The organism is Croceitalea vernalis (assembly GCF_031846405.1).
Taxonomy (GTDB): domain Bacteria; phylum Bacteroidota; class Bacteroidia; order Flavobacteriales; family Flavobacteriaceae; genus Croceitalea; species Croceitalea vernalis.
Genome location: NZ_JAVRHU010000004.1, coordinates 157,290 through 180,811 on the forward strand (window position 1 = coordinate 157,290; position 23,522 = coordinate 180,811).

Below are 23,522 nucleotides of genomic sequence, written 5' to 3' on the forward strand. Positions count from 1 at the left end.
ACCCTAATTTTACACCTATGAAAATAGCGATTGTATGTTACCCCACCTTTGGAGGTAGTGGTGTCGTAGCGACAGAATTAGGAATTGCATTGGCAGAAAGAGGACATGAAGTGCATTTTGTTACTTACCGTCAACCAGTTCGATTAGAATTATTAAACAACAATATTCACTTTCATGAGGTGCATGTTCCTGATTATCCACTTTTCAGGTATCAACCTTATGAGTTAGCTTTATCAAGTAAGCTTGTAGATACGATTAAACTTTATGGTATCGAATTATTGCATGTGCATTATGCTATTCCTCATGCATATGCAGGTTATATGGCTAAAAAAATGTTGAAAGAAGATGGAATCTACATACCAATGATTACCACGTTGCATGGTACGGATATCACTTTAGTTGGTAACCATCCTTTTTATAAGTCCGCCGTCACTTTTAGTATTAACAAATCTGATGTGGTCACCTCCGTTTCTGAAGATCTAAAACAAAAAACGTTAAACATTTTTGATGTTGAACAAGAGATTAACGTTATTCCAAACTTTATAGACCGAAAAAAGTATAGTGCTGGTTATACTGATTGTCAACGCACGTTAATGGCCAATGAAGATGAGAAGATAATCACACACATTAGTAATTTTAGAAAAGTAAAGAGAATACCAGATGTAATTAATGTATTCAATAAGGTTTTAAAAGAAGTGCCTTCTAAGTTAATTATGGTTGGTGAGGGACCAGAAAAGGAAAACGCAGAGAAATTATGTGAAGAACTAGGCATATCAGATAATGTACTTTTCTTAGGTAATAGTAATGAAATAGATAGAATTCTGTGCTTTTCAGATTTGTTCTTGCTGCCTTCTGAAACTGAGAGTTTTGGCCTTGCTGCACTAGAAGCAATGATTAATAAGGTCGCTATAATTTCTAGCAATACCGGAGGAATTCCAGAAGTGAACAAACATGGTGAAACAGGTTTTTTAAGTGATGTTGGAGCAGTAGATGATATGGCACAAAATGCAGTTTACTTATTAAGTGACGATAAAATCTTAGAAAAATTTAAAGATAAGGCTCAGAAAACGGCTTCAGAGTTTGATATTTTAAATATACTACCCTTATATGAAGATGTTTATGAAAGGGCCTATAAGTCTCGATTCAAAAATTCATATTAATCTATGTTCCGCTATGTTGTAATTTTAGGTATTCTTATTTTATCTTGTAAGAGTAAACAAAAAGCCTTGCCCGAATCAAATAATAACGATGCTCAGGACATGATTGTGATTATAGAGGATAGTTACTTTCCAACAGAAGAACCCTTCAATCTAAAGATAGATGACCAAAAATCTTTAAATAATTTTTTTTCAAAACTTAATAGGACCCGTAAGCCTGGAATTTCTGTACCCATTGTAGATTTTAAAGAATATTCAATTATAATTTCTTGTGTAGGAGAACAAAAAGATGTGGATAGAATTGAACTTTTGCGAAAAAGTGAAACTGATAATAGTATTGAAATTGAGATAGTTTTTTTTGAAAATAAGGACTCTCAGGATTTCCTTTTTTACCCTTTTGCTATTTATAAATTAGCTAAAACCAATAAGAAAATTATCTTTAAATGATTGCCATTATAGGTATTGATGCGTTTATGGTCGATGTTTTTTAACCTTTGAAAGTTTTATTGTTAGTCTTTTATTGATTTTGCCTTACATTTGCGCCCGTAATCCCCAAATTACTATATCATGAAGTCTTTTAGACTAATTCTATTTGTTTTTTTATCTACATGCGCGCAATTCATTTGGTCGCAAGGCCAGGATATTCAGCTAACAAAAAAAGATAGTATCGTTGTTAATTCATGGGTCTTTGGCTTAGGTTTTAATGCTGTTGATGATGCTGGTTCTGAGTTTGAGAACGTATTTAATTTTAGCGATAATTGGAATGCAGTACCATATCCTTCTAGAATCAGTATTGGAAGATATTTTAAAAATGGTCTCGGACTAGAGGCTGTTGGATCATACAATGTCTATAAAGAAGGTAAAATGGTTGATGGTCTTTTGAACATGGAAGATATTGATTACTATGCCTTAGACTTAAGGGTAAACTACGATTTGAATAAAATTATAGGTGAGACCGGTTTTTTTGACCCATATGTGGGAGTTGGTTTAGGGTATACTGACGCTAATAATCAAGGTAGAGGTACTTATAATGCAAGTGTCGGATTTAGAACATGGATTTCAGAAAATTGGGGTTTAGATTTTAGTTCTACCGGGAAATGGACTATGAATTCTGAAAACTCTACTAATCATATACAACATGCAGCAGGAGCGGTTTATCGTTTTGGTATAGAAAAAGGTTTGTCTACCAGAGGTTTAGAAAAGTTAGCACTGCTTGAAGAACTTGAAAAAGAAAATCAAAGAGTTCAGGATTCTATTGCAGCTGCTGATGAAGCAGAAAGAAGAGCCAAAGAACTTGCGGATCGTTTAAAAAGGGAGGAAGAAGCTGCTAAATTGGCCGCTTTAGAAAAAGAAAAATTAGAAAAAGAGAATTCTAAACGTAATTTGGTTGAAAATGAAATAAAAGAATTAGGCAATGTTTATTTTGATTTAAACTCATCTTATTTAAGCGATAATGACAAAACTCTTTTAGATAAATTGGTTGATATCTTAAACAATAATCCAACTTTAGTCATTAAAATAACATCTCACACCGATTCTAGAGGAGCAGACAAATATAATTTGTGGCTTTCCGCTCGCAGATTGGAACGAACTTTAAATTATTTAAGCGAAAAAGGAATAGCTTCAAGCAGAATTCAGAGTGAGGCTAAAGGCGAGGTTGAATTAACTAATGAATGTGACGACGATGTTTATTGTTCGGAAGAAAAGCACAGTCGAAACAGACGTTCTGAATTTTCAATAATCAAAATCTAAATGACGATTATTAATATTTGTGTAGAACCATAGGCATATGCCTATGGTTTTAATTTTTATAAAACTTTTTAAGATTGGGTTTTATCAAAAAATTGCAATTAAATAAGTCTTTTTAAGTTAATTATAAGGTGATTAACTTCATTAAATGCTGAATAGAAGTATTTCGTTTTTTGTAGACAATAAGTTTGTCGTATTTGTGACCATTCTTTTGGTCATCATCTTTGGTGTCGTGACATCACCTTTTGGGTTTGGCCTAGATTTCATACCAAAAAATCCAGTATCTGTTGACGCAATACCGAATATCGGGGAGAACCAACAGGTTGTTTTTACGGAATGGACTGGACAATCACCACAAGATATTGAGGACCAAATCACATACCCACTTTCATCTCACTTATTAGGAGTCCCTGGTGTAAAGTCAGTTAGAGGTAGTTCAATGTTTGGGTTTTCCAGTATATATATAATATTTCAAGATGACATTGATTTTTACTGGTCTCGGTCAAGGATACTAGAAAAATTAAGTGCATTACCAAAAAATCTTTTACCTAGTAATGTCCAGCCCAGATTAGGTCCGGATGCAACTGCTTTGGGTCAAATTTTTTGGTACACACTTGAAGGTAGAAATGAAAATGGCGAAGTAACTGGTGGCTGGAATCTTCAAGAGTTAAGAAGTATTCAAGACTTTTATGTAAAAAATGCATTGGCTTCCACTGAGGGTGTTTCAGAAGTTGCTTCTGTAGGAGGATATGTCAAAGAGTACCAGATTGATGTGAATCCTGAATTAATGAAACAATACGGAATTTCATTAAACCAAGTGGTTCAAGCTGTAAAAGATAGTAATCAAGATATTGGAGCACAAACAATTGAAATTAATAAAGCTGAATATTTTGTCCGAGGTTTAGGCTATATTAAGTCTTTAAGTGATATTGAAAATACTAGTGTCATTTCAAAGGATTTTACGAGTATAAATATCAGAGATATTGCAAATGTCTCAATGGGTCCTGCCGAACGACGGGGTATTTTAGATAAGGGAGGAGCAGAAGTTGTTGGTGGTGTTGTCACGGCAAGATTTGGTGAAAACCCAATGGAGGTTTCAATAAATTTAAAAAATCAAATTAAAGATATTAGTCATGGATTACCCAAAAAACAACTGGCTAACGGAACGATATCTCAATTGACAATCGTTCCTTTTTATGATCGTTCCATCTTTATTGATGAAAGTTTGAAAACGTTAGGTAGCGCATTGTATTATGAAATCTTAATAGCCATATTAGTAGTTCTGATTGTTCTTCGAAGTATAAGGGTGTCTTTTTTGGTTTCCATATTAATTCCTCTCGTAGTTTTATCAGTTTTTATTACGATGAGACTTTTTGCGATTGACGCTAACATTGTTGCCTTATCAGGTATAGCTATTGCCATAGGTACTATAGTTGATATGAGTATTATTCTTACAGAAAATATGATTAGACATAGAGATGAAAACCCTAATCAAAAGTTTAGTCATAATATTCTTAATGCGACTAAAGAAGTTTCAGGTGCTATTTTAACTGCGGGTTTAACCACAATAATAAGTTTTATTCCTGTATTCAGTCTAACAGGACCTGAGGGCAAACTGTTTATGCCTTTGGCTTTTACAAAGAGTATAGCATTGTTTTCCTCAATGATTATAGCTCTTTTTCTAATTCCCCCAATTGCAACATTTTTTCTTAAACCAAATCAAAAGGCCGATAGAAAATCCTTACTTCCATTTATTGTAACGCTTATTGGAATCTTAAGTATATATTATAATTCCCTTTTTGGTTTTGTTTTACTTGTTTTAGGTTTGATAGGTATCGCATATTACTTTGATAAAATAGATTCGAAAATTTTAAAGACTTCAAACTTAGTAGTAATCATCTTTTTTATTGCATTGCTATTAGGAAAATATTGGCGTCCTCTAGGTTTTAAAATTCACCTATTAAATAATATCATCTTTGTTATTGTAGTCGTTGCACTAGTGATTTTACCTTTTTATTATTTTGTGAGATACTATGAAAACATTTTAAGTTGGGTTTTATCGAACAAAAAAGTCAGTGTTTCAATACCTATTGTTGTAGTAATTCTTGGTTTTTTGACTTTTTCTAGTGCAGAGAAAGAGTTTATGCCAAAGATGGACGAGGGCCAGTTTCTTCTAATGCCAACATCATTACCGCATTCAGGTATTGAAGAGAATAATAGGGTTCTAAAAAGTTTAGATATAGCTGTAAATGCCATACCCGAAGTGGATTATGTTATTGGTAAGGCAGGTCGTGTTGAATCTGCATTAGATCCTGCTCCGTTATCAATGTATGAGAATATGATTTCGTACAAAACTGAATATATTGAAAATGAAGAAGGGGAATTAGTCCGTTTTTCTGTTGATGAGAAAGGTAATTTTAAAACGAAATCAGGTAATTCCATTAGCTCAGGTTCTTCAGTAAATTTTAATGATTTAATTCCTGACAAGAACGGAAAATACTATCGAAATTGGAGGAATCATATTAAAAATCCAAACGACATTTGGGATGAAATTATAAAAGCTACAAAATTACCTGGAATAACTTCAGCACCTAAATTACAGCCTATTGAAACGAGATTGGTAATGTTACAAACCGGTATGCGTAGTAATTTAGGCATCAAAATAAAAGGTAAAAACTTGGCTGATATCGAAAACTTTTGTCGAAGTTTAGAGGAAAAGGTGAAGACTATACCTGGTATTTTACCTGAATCAGTTTTTGCGGACAGAATAACCGGAAAACCTTATCTTTTATTAGAAATTGATAGAGAAAAAGCATCAAGATATGGATTAAGTATCGCTACTATACAACAAACTTTAGCAGTAGCAATAGGAGGAAAACTGATATCAGAAACCATTGAAGGAAGAGAGCGTTATAATATACGAGTTCGATACCCAAGAGAGCTAAGAGGAAGTCCTGAAGATATTGAATCAGTTTATCTAAATCTTGTCGATGGAGGTCAATTACCCTTAAACGAAATAGTAAATGTAAAGTACCAAAAGGGCCCTCAAAGTATTAAGAGTGAGGATGGATTTTTAGTTGGATATTTAATTTTTGATAAAGAAGATAAAATCTCTGAAGTAACAGCTGTAAAACGAGTTGAAGCGTACTTAACTAATGAGATTAAAAATGATAATTTAAAGATTCCTACTGGAGTAAATTACCAATTTAGTGGGACTTATGAAAGTCATATAAGAGCTCAAAATACCTTAAGCCTAGTAATACCGGTAGTGTTATTAATTATTTTTTTAGTCTTATATCTACAATTTAGGTCAATTTCTGTATCGTTAATGGTTTTCTCAGGAATTACAGTTGCTTTTGCTGGCGGATTCTTTTTGTTGTGGTTATATGGTCAGTCTTGGTTTTTTGACTTTTCCATTTTTGGAATAAATCTTAGAGATTTGTTTAATATTCAAACGGTAAATTTGAGTGTAGCTGTATGGGTTGGATTTATTGCACTTTTTGGAATCTCAACTGACGATGGAGTAGTAATGGCTACCTATTTAAACCAGTCATTTAATTCAAATAAACCTAAGACAACCATAGCGATTAGAGCAAGTGTTATCGAAGCTGGAAAAAAGAGAATACGCCCTTGCTTAATGACAACAGCGACGACAATTTTAGCTTTAATCCCAATTCTAACTTCATCAGGCAAAGGGTCTAGTATCATGATTCCTATGGCAATACCTTGCCTGGGTGGTATGTTAATGGCATTAATAACGCTATTTATCGTCCCATTGCTTTATTGTTGGAGAAAAGAAGTAATTTTAAATAAGGTTTAGCGAACTAAATTTTAACTCTTATATGTTAAAAAAATTAATTACATATTTTGTGTTTGCGATCATCGGGTTACTCTTGGGTTACTTCATTTTTGGGACAACTTCCGAGGTTAGTGACCTCGAAATTAATGAATCAGTAAATCCTATTGGAAAATGGTCCTGTTCTATGCATCCACAAATTGATGGTGAAGAGAACGGCGTTTGTCCTTTATGTAATATGGATTTAGTATTTACTTCAGATGTTAAAGAAAAATTATCGTCTTACCAATTTAGAATGAGCGATGATGCTATTACTTTGGCCAATATTCAAACAATTAGAGTAGGCATTGAGCCCCCTAATAATAGTATTTTAAAACTATCAGGGGTAATTACAACCAATAAAGAGAATGATGCCGTACAAACTACCCTTTTTGATGGTAGAATAGACAAGTTATATCAAAACTCTATTGGGGAAAAAATAAGAAAAGGGCAAGAAATTGGTCTTATATATTCTCCTGAACTTTATGCTGCACAAGATAAATTGTTGACTTCAATATCGTATAGAGATACACATAAAAAATTATTTAACTCAGCCCGAAATACACTTGGATTATGGAAACTGAATGATAAACAAATTGAGGAAATTCTTGAGGCAGGAAAACCAATTGTTAATTTTCCTTTATTTGCTGATGTAACAGGCACAATAACTGAAATATTAGCTTCTGAAGGTGGTTATTATTCTCAAGGAGATCCACTATTTAAAACTTCTGATTTACGAACTCTTTGGGGTGAATTTGATGCCTATGAAAGTCAACTTAGTTTTTTGAAAATAGGACAAGAAATAGATATTCAATTGACTAGTTTCCCTAACGAAAAAATTAATGCTAAAATAACGTATATAGAACCTTTGGTAAACAAAGAAAAGCGAACTGTTTTGGTAAGAGTATTCATAAAAAATCAAAAGGGTATTTTAAAGCCTGGAATGTTTGCTAAAGCCCTTGTGAATCAAGTGAACTTAAACAAAGAACTGCCGATTTTGCCTAAATCAGCCGTTTTGTGGACTGGAAAAAGATCCGTTGTTTATAAAAAACCATTTTCTGATAAATCAATTTTTGAAATGGTTGAAGTTGAATTAGGTCGACGATTGGGAGATTTTTATGAAATTCAAAGTGGAATTCGAGAAGGGGACGTAATTGTCAATGAAGGAGCCTTTACTATTGATGCTGCTGCGCAGTTGAAAGGAAAAAAATCTATGATGTCGAACAAAACTATTGACTCAGAAATTCATCATCACGAGAATATGAAGATGGAATTAAAAGATGTTCCAGAAAAAAAAGATTTAAGCGCTCATTATAATAGGTAGATATTGATTTCATCATTAAAAATTATTTTGGGCTAAAACAGTTATTTGTTAGTGGAGGTGCCGTAAAGTAAGGTTATCTTCAATTTCAATTTTAAGGGATTTGAAAAAAATTCAAATTGACTACTTCATTTGATTCGATAGAGACTCACTTAGCTCAAATAACGAAAAAACTGGCCAGTATAAAGTCACTAAATGAAATCGAGCATCAAAGAGAAGAATTTAAGTTTCTTTCGGATTCAATGATTAATCTTATGTTTTCTTTCAAAAATTTTGGCCATCCTTTATATGTTCAATATTGTCATTGTGTTGATGATTTTAAAGGGGCTAGTTAGCTGGTTATAAATGATAATGTATAATCCTTACTTTGGTGTGGCAAGGCATAATTGCGGTAGAGTAGCATTAATTCTAAACTAATCTGCAACATTAAAAGTAAATGTATCTGAAATGGATTCATTGCCATTTTGGTCGCGAGTTACCACTTTCCAAAAATATTCGGTTCCAGACATAATCGTTATATTAGATAATGACGTTGTATTCAAATCAGTAGCAAACAGTTCAGGAGGGTTATTAGAACTGAAATAAACATCATAAGCAACAATATCATTGTCTAAATCTTCCGCAGTCCATTGAAGTGTAATTGCCGTCGTTGTAGATTCAAATACCTCGCCATTAATTGGAGAAACATTAGTGGCAGGAAAGGGAATAAAAGATTCTATTCCAGGACCAGCATTGTAAAACACTTCGGTATTGCTCTGTATTGTTTCGTCTGAATTATTTAAAAAAGTGGCCACATACCATTCATAGGGTGTTCCTCTTAATAATCTGATAGGTAAGGAATTTTCTGTAGCGTCAAAGAAAACTTCTTCACCAGAAGTTAAATTTACGAGTGATACTCGATAACCATCGGTTACTTCTGCAGCACTCCATTCAAAAATCACCTCACTTTCTGTTTCTGAAATAATAATACCTGCCGTACATTCTGAATTATTTTCTGGAAAAATGAGTTCGACCTCTGAAGGAAGAACTAAAATCGTTTGTAAGATATCTACATCAGGTCCACAACTAATCAAAAAAATCACCATTAAAAGGAATAGTCTCTTCATCGCTTCACTAATTTAAATATTTGTTGCGAATCTTTTAGCGTCAATTTTAGAATAAAAACCCCAGAAGGTAAATTTTCAAATTGTAACTCAATTTCGTTTTTATTTTCAATATCTACTGTGTTTTCTATTAACTGTTTCCCTGAAATAGAGTAAATTATATAACTAATGCTAGTTTCATTAATTCGAGAAGTATTTAATAAAATTGAATTATTAAATGGATTTGGATATAACCATGCATCATTAGAAATTACAATATTTTCTTCAAAAACACCTTGACATTCTTGGCCAGTACTTACTTTAAGCTCATTGATTTTTTCTGGTAAATCAAGCGTAATTTCATTTGCTGTAGTTGTAAAACTTTTTGAGTTTAATGATATCACAAATTGTTCACTACCAGCCATTTGTAATGTAACGGACTGTTCTTCCTGATTGATTATGCTAAATACGCTTAATGGCTGAGGTGCTTCAATAACAACTGTAAAGCAAACCTCATAATTTTCAAGGTCCTCGGCAGTAAGACATAATTCATAAGTATCGGCGGGTAATTCATTAATTAATACGGATTCATTAAAGTTTCTTGTTACCGCAAATGAGGTACTGGTCAAACTTGCTGTATATTCATTTACTAAATTGGAATTAATCAAAAGTTCTCCGTCAAAGACACCTCGACAAGTGGTACTTGTTGTACTTATTGTAAAATTGTCATTTGGTAAAACAGTCACGCAACCATCAGTATCTACTAATGAATTGGGTAAAGTGTTTGGACATAAATCATCAATATTTGGAACCCCATCGTTATCATCATCAGGTAGTATTTCACAACCATCGGAATCTACCGTAATTCCGGGTTCAGTATTAGGACACAAATCTGTGTTGTTGAAAACCCCATCATTGTCGTCATCCAATTGCGATTCTGAGCACCCATTTAAATCAGTGGATTCACTTGTTGGAGTATTTGGGCAAATATCATTCATATCAACCACTCCATCACTATCACTATCCAATTGAGATGATGAACAACCAGTAGAATTAACTGACTCTCCAAATGGAGTGTTATCACAAATATCATCTAAGTTGGAAACACCGTCATTATCATCATCTAATTGAGATTCTGCACAGCCATTTTCATCTAGAGCCTGACCGTCTGGTGTATTTGCGCATAAATCATCTGCATCGGTTATCCCATCAAAATCAGAATCGGGTAAAATGATTAACACAAAATCTTCAGTACAGCCTTCGTCTGTTGTGAATGTATAAGTTCCTTGATTTGTTACTCTTAAAATTCCAAAATCATAAGGTCCATTTTCAATGGAGTTATCCGGAAACTGTATTGTAAATGTATTAGATTGTCTAATGCCCAGCTGAAAAGCAGTTCCTTCTATTAACGTTAATTCATTCTCCCCAATAAATTCTTCCTCATTGATTAGGTACTTTGGGGTAATACTGAACTGGTCACAGGTTTCTACGGGCAAAACAATCAACTCAAAATTTTCGATGCAATTATTTTCGTCTGTAATTTGATAATTACCCGAATCAGAGGTTGTTAATGTTCCAAAATCATAAACTCCACTTATTATTGAATTATCGAGTAGTGTTATTTCAAAGTTATTGTTTTGTAAAATACCAAGTTCAAATGTGGTGCCTTCATCTAGGGTTATTTGGTTTAAACCAAATGATGTTGCTCCGTTTATGGTGTATTCTGGAGTAATGCTAGCGCTAGTGCATGTAATACTGGGGAGAACGTTAAGTGTAAAAGTTTCTTCACAACCTTCATCAGTGGTAATGTTGTAAATACCATCCTCATCTATTGTTAAGGCCCCAAAATCATAAGGACCGCTAACTACACTACTATCTAAAAGGGTTATAGTGAAAGTATTTGACTGCAAAATTCCTAATATAAATTCATCTCCCTCATTTACTTCTATCTCATTAAGTCCGTTTGATGTTGTTCCATTAACTGAATACTCAGGTGTAATACTTTCAGCAGTACAGGTTGAACTATTTGTTACATTCAGTAAAAATTCCTCAACACATCCGGCTAAGGTTTCAAAGGTATAAGTACCAGAATCTGAAATTTCAAGAAGCCCAAAATCATAGGAACCATTAACTATGCTATTGTCAGGTAAAGTTGTAGTGAAAGTTGTTGATTGTCTAATGCCTAAAACAAATGATGTTCCAACCTCCAGTGTAATTTCATTCAGTCCAGAAGAAGTTTCTCCATTGATAACATATTCAGGTGTTATGCTAAATTTATCACAACCAGCTGGTGGGTTTATGATAAGATTAAAATCTTCAATACAACCATTTTCCGTTGTAAAAGTATAAATACCTCCCTGAGACGTATTAACAACACCGAAATTTAGTTCTCCATCAACAACTACATTGTCGGGTTTAGTTATAGTAAAACCTGTAGATTGTACTATTCTTAAAACAAAACTATCTCCTTCTTCAATAGTTAATTCATTAGAACCACTATTTATGACTCCATTAATGTCGTATTCAGGTGTTATACTAAATGCATTACATACTTCTGGAGCCGTTACATTAATAATTAAACTTAATGTGCAACCTTGCGTTGTCATTATACTATAGGTTCCAGTATCTGATTCCCCTGCACTACTTATGTTTAGTATACCTTGGTTAAAAGAACCATTTGGTAGTCTTATCTGAAAGTCAAAATCCTGTTCAATTGAAATACTTAATATGTCTCCTTCAGTTAAATCTAAAGAAGTAGCATTGGTTAAATTACCATTAACTAATATTTCAGGGGTAACAAAACCGTTTGAACAACTATTTGATTCTTGCCATGCTGCGATATTGTCAAAACTAATATTACCTGCATTGTTGAAATTACCTCCGGCCAACAAAATGGAACTATTAGTGTTGAAAGCAAGGGAATTTATCCCTGTGGATACTCCAACTGTTTTATTTGGACCTAGTGCCTGCCAGCCATTTGAACTGCTCCAGCGAGCGATATTGTTCATAATTTTATTTACATCTTCAATATCTGAGGCTGTTTCAAAACTACCCCCAGCATAAATGTAAGTTCCATCATATGCCAGAGCACTTACATTTCCACTTAATCCATTTCCTAGAGCTTCCCAATTCTCATTATTTCTATTCCATCTAGCAATTCTATTAGCGTTTATATTTCCTGCAATTGAAAAGTTCCCGCCAGCATAGATATAATTTGGAGTTACATATATTGATTCAACGAAGCCACTTGTTCCATTACCTAAAGTCCCCCAGAAATTTCCATCCCATGTTGCAATTCGCAATGCTGTTTTACCACCAGCGGTGCTAAAATTACCACCAACAATTAAGTTGTCATTTTCATCAAAAGCAATGGACCTAATTTCATTATTTGTACCTATTGTACTGGTACTGGAATCGATAAGATTACTCCAATTGCTTCCGTCCCATTTTGCAATGTTATTCGCAGTTATACTATTATCTACGTTAATGAAGACTCCGCCAACGAATAAATTATCCTGACTATCTAGACCTAATTTTGCAACTGTACCGCTTGTCCCTCCCTTAAGAGCCGACCAGATACTCCCGTTCCAAACAGCAATGTTAGAAGCTGTAACACCATTTACTTCAGAAAAACTACCTCCAATGTATACATTACCCTGTGAATCAGAGATAATGGCATTTACGGTACCATTTGTTCCATTTCCTAATGAATTCCAGCCATTTTCAACAGAATAGTAGGCTATGTTGTTGGCAGAAATATTTTCAACTGAGCTAAAATCACCACCAACATAATAATTATCTGATCCATCATTATGAATAGTCTGAACGATGCCGTTAGTGCCTTCAAAGCCAGTTTTTAACCAATCTCCTATACCATCAACTGCAGTTGTAGTAGGGCCTGAACTATCACCAGTTATTTTATATATATGAACATCATATCCATAATCTAAAAAATAAATATTTTGAGCTTCATCAAGACCAAAACTGGCAACTTTTTGTCCATTTGTTCTAAAAAGGAATTCGGTAGTTGCATTACCAGTTGTTGAATCATAATCTAATGCCCAAACTCTTCCCGAGATATAATCACCATAAATGTATTTATTGGAAATAGAAGAATTGTTTATTGGTCCGCGATACACGTATCCTCCGGTGATTGATTTATCATTGTCACTATGGTCATATTCAAGAATTGGCTTGGTGTCGGGCGAAGTTATTAGACTAACGTTATTGTCATAAGTTGTAAGACCTTCGTATTTACCCCAGCCATAATTAGCTCCTTTAGTAATGATGTTGATTTCTTCTCTACGACCTTGTCCTACATCGGCACCCCACATGATATTATTGACATTATCAAAAGAAAATTTCCATGTATTTCTGATACCCCAAACATAAAGCTCGTCTAAACCTGACAAACCTACTCTCGGGTTGTCAGAAGGTATTTCATATCGCCCATTGGGCTCTTCTGGATTTGATTCAACCGGATTATCGCCGTTTAGATCTACATCTATTCGTAAAATGCTTCCAAAAACTGTGTTCAAATCTTGACCATTACCAGCTGGGTCTCCACCGCCACCGCCATCGCCAATAGAAACATACAGATATCCATCAGGACCAAATGCGATTTTACCGCCATTATGATTTCCTTGGTCAAGATTTTTGATATACTGAAAAAGTTCTAATTCAGAGGAGGGGTCAACCTGATTTGGATTATTAGAATCCACTGTGAATCTCGCAAGATTCATATTCACCAGTCCATTTATAAAGTCTGTATAATAAACATAAACATAACCATTACTTGTATAATCTGGATGAAAGGCCATTCCTAGTAGACCAACTTCTTGTCCAACGCTAATATTAATTTTTGAAGAAATATCTAAAAAGACATCAACATCGGAACCCACAATTGATTGGTCATTTGGGATTACTCTAACTTTACCTAATTGTTCTACGATAAAAAGTCTATCTGTTCCGTCGTTGGCATTTAAAAGTTCTATTGGTAAATCAAAATCAACATCAGTAAATACTTTCTCATAAGATATTTGACCAAATAATGATGAAAAACTTAGTAGCAAGGAAAGATATAGGAAACGAGTTCCGTTTACAATATTCTTGGGGCGCATGTAGTAGTTTATATAGATACGATACTTAGGGCATGTAAGGATTACGTAACTCTACAAAGATATAGATAAATAGTATATCTGTTAGGATTAAAAAGGTATGTGGAGGTAATAAATCGTTGAAATAAAGCTATTTGGTAATAAATTGTTTTAATTTGGGTAAAATACGATATATAGGATATAACGCACTAACCTTTAAGTCATTAACTTTAAATGCCTTCATGCATTCTTTGTTTCCACGAATAATATTTTTAATGCTTTTATTACTTTCTCCTCCTAATCGCATCCTTACTATAGGGCTATCTAGATAAAAACCATTTATATTATTTTTCTGTAGTAGCCTTAGCATTATCTCAAAATCAGCGGCTATTTTAAAGTCCAAATTGAAATAACCATACTTTTTGTAGACTCGATTCTTTGCAAAAAATGTCGGGTGAGCGGGATGCCAACCATATTGAAATCCTTTTTGTTTGTTGTATTCACCAGTTGCCCAGTTCCTTACTATGATATCAGGATTTTGTTGGTTGACATAATATAAATTACCATAAAGGCAATCAAGATTATGTTCTTTAAACTTTTTTACCACAGTACTAACAACATCATTTGAATTATAAAAATCATCTGAATTTAGAATAGCTACAATTTCACCAGTCGCCATTTTCAATCCTTTATTCATAGCATCATAAATTCCTTTATCTGGTTCTGAAACTATTTTCACAACCCTGCTATCACTATTTTTTATTAACTCTAGGGTATTATCTTTTGAAACGCCATCAATGATTATATGCTCAATGTCTAAATAATCCTGATTGTTGACACTTTGAATGCATGATTCAATAAATTCAGCACTGTTATATGTACCCGTGATAATACTAACTTTCATTATGTGAGTTTTAAATCAAATGGTTTTGAAATCGATTTTAAATTTTAACTTCTTTAAAATCACCGATGTTATCTAAAAACCATTTGTAAGTGGTTGAAATACCAGAATGTAACTCAACTTTAGCATTCCATCCCAAAGAATTCATTTTTGAACTATCCATAAGCTTTCTAGGAGTGCCATCTGGTTTTGTGCTATCCCAGAGTATTTCACCTTGATGACCAACCTCTTTTTGTATTGTCAAAGCCAATTCTTTTATTGTTACATCTGTTCCTGTACCAACATTATATAAGTGTTCGGGTAATTTGTTTTCAACAGCAAATAGAACGGCTTGAGCCATATCATCTACGTGTAAAAACTCTCTCATTGGTGTGCCACTTCCCCATAAGGTTACGGGAGCATTATTATCTTCTTTTGCTTCATGAAATTTACGAATCATAGCGGGTAAAACATGAGACGATTTTAAATCAAAATTGTCAAATGGCCCATAAAGATTCGTTGGCATAAGACTAACAAAGTCTTTATTAAATTGATTTCTTATAGCTTCACATAACTTAACTCCTGATATTTTAGCAATTGCGTACCATTGATTCGTCGGTTCTAAATCAGAAGTTAATAAATAAGATTCCTTAATGGGTTGAGGTGCTAATTTTGGATAAATACAAGAACTACCAAGAAATACAAATTTGGTAATATTATTTTCGTGAGCAGCTTTAATTAGGTTGTTTTGAATCTCCATATTCTCCATTAAAAACTGATACGGATAATCATTATTCGCTAAAATTCCTCCTACTCGAGCAGCCGCATCAATAATAATAGAGGGTTTTTCATTTTTAATAAAATCAAAAACTTCTGATTGATTGCGTAAGTCTAATTCTTTGCTAGTTTTACCAATAATGTTGTTATATCCGGCTTTTGAAAACGCTCGCCAAACTGCAGAGCCAACCATACCTCTATGACCAGCAATGTATATCTTGTTATTCTTTTGCATTCTTATTCAAAATAATTAAATGTGGTAAAACCTCCATCTTTTAAATGCTGATCTTTTTGCATAACCTTAAGATCACCTTGCATCATATCTTTAACTAAGGCCGGTAGATCATAAGTGGCTTCCCAATTTAATTTCTCTTTAGCTTTTGTTGGGTCACCAATTAAAAGCTCAACCTCGGTTGGTCTAAAATACTTAGGATCAACTGAAAGAATTTCTTTTCCAATTTCTATTTGATAATCAGGATTATTACAAGCTTTTACAAATGCTTTTTCTTCAACTCCTTCACCTTTGAATTCTAGTTCAACTCCGACTTCATTGAAGGCTAACCTAACAAAATCTCTAACAGGAGTTGTTTTACCAGTCGCAATTACCCAATCCTCAGCCTCTTCAGCTTGCAAAATCATCCACATCATTTTAACATAGTCTTTAGCATGACCCCAATCTCTTCGAGCATCCAAATTGCCTAGATAAAATTTATCTTGCAAACCTAAGGCAATTCTTGAAACTGCTCTAGTGATTTTCCGTGTCACAAAAGTCTCTCCCCGAATTGGAGATTCGTGATTAAATAATATACCATTACATGCATACATGCCATATGCTTCTCTATAGTTTACAGTAATCCAATAAGCATACATTTTTGCAACTGCATATGGGCTTCTTGGGTAAAATGGAGTGGTCTCAGATTGCGGTACTTCTTGAACTTTACCATACAATTCTGAAGTAGATGCTTGATATATTCTTGTTTTCTTTTCAAGACCTAAAAGTCTAACGGCATCCAATATTCTAAGTGTGCCAATGCCATCGGCATTCGCTGTATATTCCGGAGTTTCAAAAGATACTTGAACGTGAGACATTGCAGCTAAATTATAAATCTCATCCGGCTGAATTTCTTGAATTAACCTAATTAAATTAGTACTATCAGTCATGTCACCATAATGCAGTACAAAATTTCTATTTTCAATATGTGGATCTTGATACAAATGGTCAATTCTATCCGTATTAAATAATGAAGATCTTCGTTTTAGACCGTGCACGGTATACCCTTTCTTTAAAAGAAGTTCACTTAGATATGCTCCATCTTGCCCGGTAACTCCAGTAATAAATGCTACTTTATTTTTCAAAATTGTCTTGATTTTCTAGTTTAAATTGATAAACGATTATAGATGTATATTATTGTTAAAAATGACAAACAATGTTAAGTCTAAATTATATTCTTTTTGCCCATTTTTTTTCTAGTTACTTTTTTTGATAAAATTTTCTCGTACAGATCAAAATATTTTTCAAACTGTTTGTTCATTTCGTAATTAGAACTAATATTATCACGGCACTTTGAAGTAGTAGCGATTTTGTTTTTATTAACTAGCAATTCAATTTTTTCCAAAGCTAACCTTAGATCACCCTTAGTGATAATGAACCCTGTTTCGTCAGTAATTGATTCGGGACTACCCCCTGTATCGTAAGTAATCACAGGTGTACCACAAGCCATTGCTTCCAAGTTTGTTGTTGGAAAATTATCCTCATAAGTGGGGTTAAAGAAAACATCAGCTCTAGAATATATCTGAGCCAATTCCTCTTGTGATTCCGTGCGTTCGATACCAATAATATTTGCAGGTAAAGAATTTATTTGTTTTTTGTCTAAACCAACAAGCATTATTTTAAAACGGTCTTTTAATAAGTCATTTAATTTTACAAAATCTTGTAATCCCTTTCTCTGCTCCCAAACACTTGCAACTCCTAAAATTAAGTGCTCATTTACTATATTAAATTTCCTATCAATGTCTGTTGTGTCGGAGTAAGGTTTAAATTTTTCAAGATTAACACCGTTGTGTATAACCTTCTTCTGTAAATTCTTTAAAACAGATTTAGTAAGCAGATTTTTTAGCCAAAATGAAACAGGAACTAAAGTTAAATTTTTATTAGCGGCAAACAATTTTGATTTTAAATTGAAATTAGCTTTAGAATTATCAACATAACTTTTTGGATAAGCAGCTAATTGGGGGCATGAGTGACAACCCGAAATCCACTTACTACAATTTACAAAATCAAAATATGCACAATGCCCTGTAAATGACCAGCAATCATGTAAGGTCCAAACAATGGGAATTTGAATTTCATTTAAATATTCAAATAATAGTTTATAATTTAAATAATAGCCATGAATATTATGTAAATGAATTATATCAGGCTCAATTTCATTAATTATTGAAATAAATTTTTTTGTAGCACCTACTGATCCCAGTCCATGTTTGTCGGTTATTCTGGTTTTCGCTACATGCGTATAATTGTCAAATTTAGTGCCAATTCTAATTAATTCAGAATGGCTATTTCCATTTTTTCTACCATAAGCAATGTAACTTTTAAATCCTTTTTCTAATGCCAAATCACCAATCTGTTCGGCAATTCTGCCTGTTGACCCATAATTAACAACAGTATTTATTTGTAACAATTTCATTTTGTTATGACTCAGGTTTTATTTGTTCTGCCAGTAATCTTTTAAATATTTTGAGTTGATTGTCTGGGTTATATCTTGTTTCAATAATATTGAAACATTTTTTTCTTATTGCCTCGCGGTTTATGGAAGAATGATTAATCCATTCCTTTGTTTTTTGGGCTAAGTCCTCCAAGTTATGTTGTTCGAAGAAAAAACCAGTATCACCTTCTTGTATCGCTTCAACCTCAGGGCCTTGTTCAAAAATATTAGAATGAGTAGCAACTGGTGTTCCATAGGTCAAGGCATGTATGGCGGTCAAACCAACGTTGCCAGGTGAAATACATAAGTCGCTATTAAATAATAATTCGCCTAATTCAGATTCATCATAACAAGCACCATAAAAGTGGTAGCTTTTATCTTTTAAATCATTTTTTGCTTTATTTTTTAGAGATTCCATAACTGGTCCTTTCCCAATAAATAAGAGATTAATTGGCGTGTCATGTTCAAGTCTTTTTGAAATTTCTATCAAATAGTGTAATTTTTTTTCTTCTGTTAATCGGCCGATAAAAACAACTACTGGTCTGCTTTTATCTTCAAAAAAATCCTTTGATTTCTTAGTTTCAGTTAAGAGTTCATTTCTTTGTTTTATTTGAGTATCGTAGTCCAATGAGTTATAAAAAACATAAATATCTTTTGCATTGAAACCAGATTGGATCATTACGTTTTTCGCATGATTCTCATAAACTAGATGAGCGTCAGCAGTTTTTAAATATAGTTTTCTTAAAAGAGCCTTTACCCCTTTTTCATTCCCATACATTCCGTGGCCATAAATTACTAACGGTATTCTCCTTACCTTGTAAATTAATGCTAAAATCCAATTACTCAGAACAGCAAATTCACCTAGTAGTATTGTAAGATCAGGTTTTTGAGAAAAACTATTTGCAATCACCTTACTTTGCCAAACTAAAATTTTACTCTTAAACCAGTAATTCTTTAATTCAAAAAAAGAAGACTGATAGTTTTTGTATTCTTCATCAGTAGTATCTATTTCTTTGATTCCACTTTTGCCCTTTCCAAAAAAGAATTTAATGTCAATATCTTTATTGTGGAGTAATCTATTCCAAAGGTTTTTTCTATATAAAGGAGCAATATTTGTAATGTAATGCACGGTTGTACGCATTCAGAATATTATTTGATAATTAAAAAAATGACAGTGTTATCTTTTATTTTTAGTTTAACGTTTAATAATCGGGAATATTCTTCGTTACAGGTATATAAATAGGTAGTTAAGATTATGATAATAATTAATAGTGATGATTTTGGTTATTCATCTTCTGTGAATAAGGCAATTTATAATTCTTACCAACAAAATTTAATTAGTAGTACAACTACCTTGGTTAATTTTAATGAAGGATTTGAAGATGCAATTAACTATGTTCATAAAGGGTTAATTGATATTAATACAATCGGAATCCATTTTAATTTGACGGAAGGAATGCCTTTAACCCAAGCTATAAAAAACAACAATACTTTTGCAGATATCAATGGATTTAATGGTAATGCTAGAAAATCTTCGTTGTTTGTCCTGGATAAAATAAGTCAAGAAATGGTTTATAATGAGTTAAAAGCTCAATTATTAAAATTTATAAAAGCTTTTGGCCAAAAACCAACACATATAGATAGTCATCATCACGTACATACAGAGTGGGCCATAGGAACTATTGTTACTTTAATAGCAGAAGAATTTGACATAGAAAAAATAAGAATAACCCGAAATACAGGGGAAGAAAATAGTTTTGTTAAAAAGTATTACAGACGAATTTATAATTTAAGAAACAGGCTTAAAGGGATAAAAACAACAAATTATTTTGGAGATATAGATAATATGAAAGGTGTGGTTTTTTCATCAGAAAAGAACTATGAAATTATGGTACATTCAAAATATATAAATAGTGATGAATCTCTTGTAGTAGATATGGACAATGTCTGCTTGAAAACTAAACTTGAAAAGTTATTTGATATCTCCTCGCAGGCGTTTAATTCCTTTAGTGATATTTAACCAATTAAATTACTAAACAAAGAATCCCATTGCCCAACTATTTGTTCTAGTTTGAAATTATTGACTATCGATTTTTGATTTTCAGACATCTTAATTCTAGTAGATGTGTCGTCTAATAATGAAATAATTCGATTAGCCATTTCCTCTTTATTTTCAAAATCAATAAGATAACCATTTTCCTCTTCTTTAATTATTTCATTAGGCCCAGTAGAAATGTCATAACTAACTAAAGGAAGACATTTAGCCATTCCTTCCAATAAGCTCATAGGAAATCCTTCATACTTAGATGTCATTACAAGTAAAGAGTATTCATTATAGGCTTCATAGAGATTTGAATGATGTCCTTTTAAAAAAAGTTTTTCATTAAGATTGAATTTATTAATCTTTTCTTGAATTTTCTCCTCTTGTTCTCCCTTTCCGAATATGTGCCATTCCCATTCGGGTCTTTCGCTAAGTACAATTTTAGCTACATCCACAAGACCTAAAAAATTCTTTTGTTTACCTAAGCGTCCAACGCTAATTATTTTTTTGGATGAGCTTCTATATACTATCTCTTGATTGAACAAGTTCGCATCAACCGGATTGTATATTTGTGTAACTGTTTTAGCTTTCGAAAATTTCTCGTAATTTACCTTATCTGTCTTAGTTAGCGGAACGACGACATCTGCAAACTTTGCTGTAATTCTTTTTCCTTGGCGTTCAAAATTATGATCAGTATCTTGAAAAAAGTTCGAATGATCCCAATAAACATGTTTAGTATTACTAAGAAGCGTTCCTAAAAGTCCTAAAGGACCAAATAAAGCACCACAACTGACTAAAACATCAATTTGATTATGTTTAATTATTCTATTCAACTTATACGCTCCATTAACAATGCGTTTTTTTAAAGGCTTTCTTTCTTTAAAAAGCGAGTGAAAGGTAAGGTCAGAACTCCATCCATAACCTTCATTATTAGTATTTACGTAACTAATGATATGAATTTCATAGTTTGACAGATTTTGTAGTTGCTCCGCTATAATGGAGGTTACTCGCGCAATTCCGCCTTCATTAGATGCCGCACCAAGTAGAAAGCCTATAGACCGTTTTTTATTTTTCATTTGGTTAGGTTTCGTCTTTAATTTGAAGATTTCTTAGAGTCTGTTGTTGATAGCCAATCATTATAAAATGAAATATCATTGCAAATGAAAACTTATAAAAAACATAAAAATTATTAAAAAGAGCAAAAACTATAAAAAATAAAAATTGAACTTTTACTTCCGGGTTTTGTCTATGCTTTTTAAATAAACTAAATGAGATTATAAGTGGTCTTATGAATATAATTAACACCAAGATTCCTGCTATGAAACCCTGCTCTGCAAAAGCTTCAATAAACGAATTATGTGTAAAAAGGCCATACTTACTATAAATAGGATACTGCCCAATGCCAACCCCTGTAAAAGGATATTCAAGAAAGTAATTTATACCTTCAATCATGATGTTAGTTCTTTCTTGACTACTATCTTCTTTTACACTTAATCTTTTACTAAAATCGGATTGAAGTAGCAAAATGGTAAATTGATAAATTGCAAAAACTATAGCAACCAGAGTAATAAAGGATGTAGCTAATTTTTTGAACGGATTTTTATTATTGGTCTTAAAAATGAATAACCAAAAAACCAAATTAGATAATACAATAAAAAGTAGTCCAGATCTTGATTGAGTGGCAAATGATATTAAAATGAATAAAATTGGAAATAATCCTAAGGCAATTTTGGTAATTAAGTTTTTATACTGCAGAAAGAGGATGAAGAGAGAAATATTCGCAAAAAATGAGTAATAGGAGTATGAATTTGCATTTAACATAAATACATCTCTTAATAATTTTGAACTGCTCAAACCTATACCTAGAACAAAATTTCCATTCGTAACCATAACTATAAAAAGACCAGCAATTAATAGAACATAAGCTACGTGAAATGGAACTTGGAAGTTGTTCTTTGCCTGCGATAAACTTAAGGCACAATATGCTCCTAGAATGGCTCCAAGCAAACGAGTCATATTTGCTATCATCTCAGTAAGGTCTTCATAATAAAAAAGACCTGTTAGGGATAAAAAAAATAAAAATATCAAACAGTAAAACTCATGTTTTCTTGTTAAATATTGACCTTTTTTAATACTTAAAGATAGTCCAATTACACTAAGTAAAGGTAGTAATCCATAGGTACCTATTTTTGTAATTCCAAATCGAGGACCTAAAACAAAGAGCACTAAAATGGTTATGATTATATAACCACCCAATGCTCTTTTTGAAACTTTCTGCTGACGCGTGTAATTCATTAAGTATATGAGTTCATATAAAAACAAAAGTAAATGAATAACGCATTAAATAAAAAGTGATTGTTCAAATTACATTTTTAACTAGACGTTTTATTTGTTCACAGTGAACGTTACATCACTTCGGTAACCCATTGAATCAAATAATAAATGATAAATACCACTTGATAAATAACTTAAATCTATGGTTTCTACTTGTAAATGATTTTCATTAAATACTTGTTCAAATACTACTCTAGAAGAGGCGTCTACAATTCTAACCTGAACAAGTTCATTCATGTAATTTTCAAGATTAATATTTAAATCTCCATCAGTTGGTACAGGGTATATTATAAACCCATTGACATCTTCAAGTGGCTCAAGACCCGGTTCAACAATAATTTCCATTGAGCCCTCAGCAACGCATCCTGTTTCTTCATCTGTGTATGTGTATGTAACTGTATACGTTCCAACTCCTCTTGAAGGATCAAAATTCCCTATTTTATTTGCATCACCACTCCACATACCACCGATTGGCGTTGCAGTTAATAGTTGTATTGGATCATCTGTTGTGAACGGACCAGCAGGGTCTAGAGTAACAATAAGAC

The 23,522-nt window shown here is 32.8% G+C and carries 17 protein-coding genes; 7 read left to right on the forward strand and 10 right to left on the reverse strand.

All coding sequences use genetic code 11. The features are described from left to right. Window positions 1-17: 17 nt before the first annotated feature. From bshA to RM520_RS15325, 6 genes are all read left to right on the forward strand, one after another. Window positions 18-1,160, forward strand: coding sequence for an N-acetyl-alpha-D-glucosaminyl L-malate synthase BshA (gene bshA, locus RM520_RS13570; protein ID WP_311386384.1), 1,143 nt, complete (start codon window positions 18-20; stop codon window positions 1,158-1,160). A gap of 3 nt (window positions 1,161-1,163) precedes the next feature. Then, complete coding sequence (locus tag RM520_RS13575) at window positions 1,164-1,604, forward strand: hypothetical protein (protein WP_311386385.1); 441 nt, start codon at window positions 1,164-1,166, stop codon at window positions 1,602-1,604. 120 nt (window positions 1,605-1,724) lie between these two features. Then, entirely contained in the window at window positions 1,725-2,909 is a 1,185-nt protein-coding gene (locus RM520_RS13580) for an OmpA family protein (RefSeq protein WP_311386386.1), read from the forward strand. Window positions 2,910-3,054: 145 nt separating this feature from the next. After that, on the forward strand, window positions 3,055-6,726 hold the full coding sequence (locus RM520_RS13585) for an efflux RND transporter permease subunit (protein ID WP_311388353.1): 3,672 nt from the start codon (window positions 3,055-3,057) through the stop codon (window positions 6,724-6,726). 22 nt (window positions 6,727-6,748) lie between these two features. After that, entirely contained in the window at window positions 6,749-8,065 is a 1,317-nt protein-coding gene (locus RM520_RS13590) for an efflux RND transporter periplasmic adaptor subunit (RefSeq protein ID WP_311388354.1), read from the forward strand. A 116-nt stretch (window positions 8,066-8,181) separates the two neighbouring features. Then, window positions 8,182-8,397, forward strand: coding sequence for a DUF3347 domain-containing protein (locus RM520_RS15325; RefSeq protein ID WP_432264900.1), 216 nt, complete (start codon window positions 8,182-8,184; stop codon window positions 8,395-8,397). Between the two features lie 78 nt (window positions 8,398-8,475). On the opposite strand, the gene RM520_RS13595 is transcribed toward RM520_RS15325, so the two are convergent. The 7 genes from RM520_RS13595 to RM520_RS13625 form a co-directional block, all read right to left on the reverse strand. Beyond that, complete coding sequence (locus RM520_RS13595) at window positions 8,476-9,168, reverse strand: fibronectin type III domain-containing protein (protein ID WP_311386389.1); 693 nt, start codon at window positions 9,166-9,168, stop codon at window positions 8,476-8,478. Next, a complete protein-coding gene (locus RM520_RS13600) occupies window positions 9,165-14,264 on the reverse strand; it encodes a PQQ-dependent sugar dehydrogenase (RefSeq protein WP_311388355.1) in 5,100 nt (1,699 codons plus the stop codon). The genes RM520_RS13595 and RM520_RS13600 overlap by 4 nt, the downstream gene beginning before the upstream one ends. 127 nt (window positions 14,265-14,391) lie before the next feature. Further along, window positions 14,392-15,144 carry a glycosyltransferase family 2 protein gene (locus tag RM520_RS13605; RefSeq protein ID WP_311386391.1) on the reverse strand — a complete coding sequence of 251 codons (753 nt, stop codon included), beginning with the start codon at window positions 15,142-15,144 and terminating at the stop codon, window positions 14,392-14,394. Between the two features lie 37 nt (window positions 15,145-15,181). Beyond that, window positions 15,182-16,132: a GDP-L-fucose synthase family protein gene (locus tag RM520_RS13610; RefSeq protein WP_311388356.1), complete on the reverse strand. Its 951-nt coding sequence runs from the start codon at window positions 16,130-16,132 to the stop codon at window positions 15,182-15,184. Between the two features lie 2 nt (window positions 16,133-16,134). Beyond that, complete coding sequence (gene gmd, locus RM520_RS13615) at window positions 16,135-17,253, reverse strand: GDP-mannose 4,6-dehydratase (RefSeq protein WP_311388357.1); 1,119 nt, start codon at window positions 17,251-17,253, stop codon at window positions 16,135-16,137. Between the two features lie 80 nt (window positions 17,254-17,333). Beyond that, window positions 17,334-18,512 carry a glycosyltransferase gene (locus RM520_RS13620; RefSeq protein ID WP_311388358.1) on the reverse strand — a complete coding sequence of 393 codons (1,179 nt, stop codon included), beginning with the start codon at window positions 18,510-18,512 and terminating at the stop codon, window positions 17,334-17,336. A 76-nt stretch (window positions 18,513-18,588) separates the two neighbouring features. Beyond that, a complete protein-coding gene (locus RM520_RS13625; RefSeq protein ID WP_311388359.1) occupies window positions 18,589-19,743 on the reverse strand; it encodes a glycosyltransferase family 4 protein in 1,155 nt (384 codons plus the stop codon). A 114-nt stretch (window positions 19,744-19,857) separates the two neighbouring features. Between RM520_RS13625 and RM520_RS13630 the strand changes: the two genes are divergently transcribed. After that, complete coding sequence (locus tag RM520_RS13630; RefSeq protein WP_311388360.1) at window positions 19,858-20,622, forward strand: carbohydrate deacetylase; 765 nt, start codon at window positions 19,858-19,860, stop codon at window positions 20,620-20,622. On the opposite strand, the gene RM520_RS13635 is transcribed toward RM520_RS13630, so the two are convergent. The 3 genes from RM520_RS13635 to RM520_RS13645 all read right to left on the reverse strand — a co-directional run. Beyond that, window positions 20,619-21,719 (reverse strand): glycosyltransferase, encoded by a 1,101-nt coding sequence (locus RM520_RS13635; RefSeq protein ID WP_311388361.1) that lies wholly within the window; start codon window positions 21,717-21,719, stop codon window positions 20,619-20,621. The two genes, RM520_RS13630 and RM520_RS13635, sit on opposite strands and share 4 nt — an antisense overlap. 4 nt (window positions 21,720-21,723) lie before the next feature. Continuing rightward, window positions 21,724-22,938, reverse strand: a complete 1,215-nt coding sequence (locus RM520_RS13640) for an O-antigen ligase family protein (RefSeq protein ID WP_311388362.1) — start codon at window positions 22,936-22,938, stop codon at window positions 21,724-21,726. A 90-nt stretch (window positions 22,939-23,028) separates the two neighbouring features. Beyond that, window positions 23,029-23,522 (reverse strand): T9SS type A sorting domain-containing protein (locus RM520_RS13645; protein WP_311388363.1); only part of this gene is annotated, 494 nt, incomplete at its 5' end.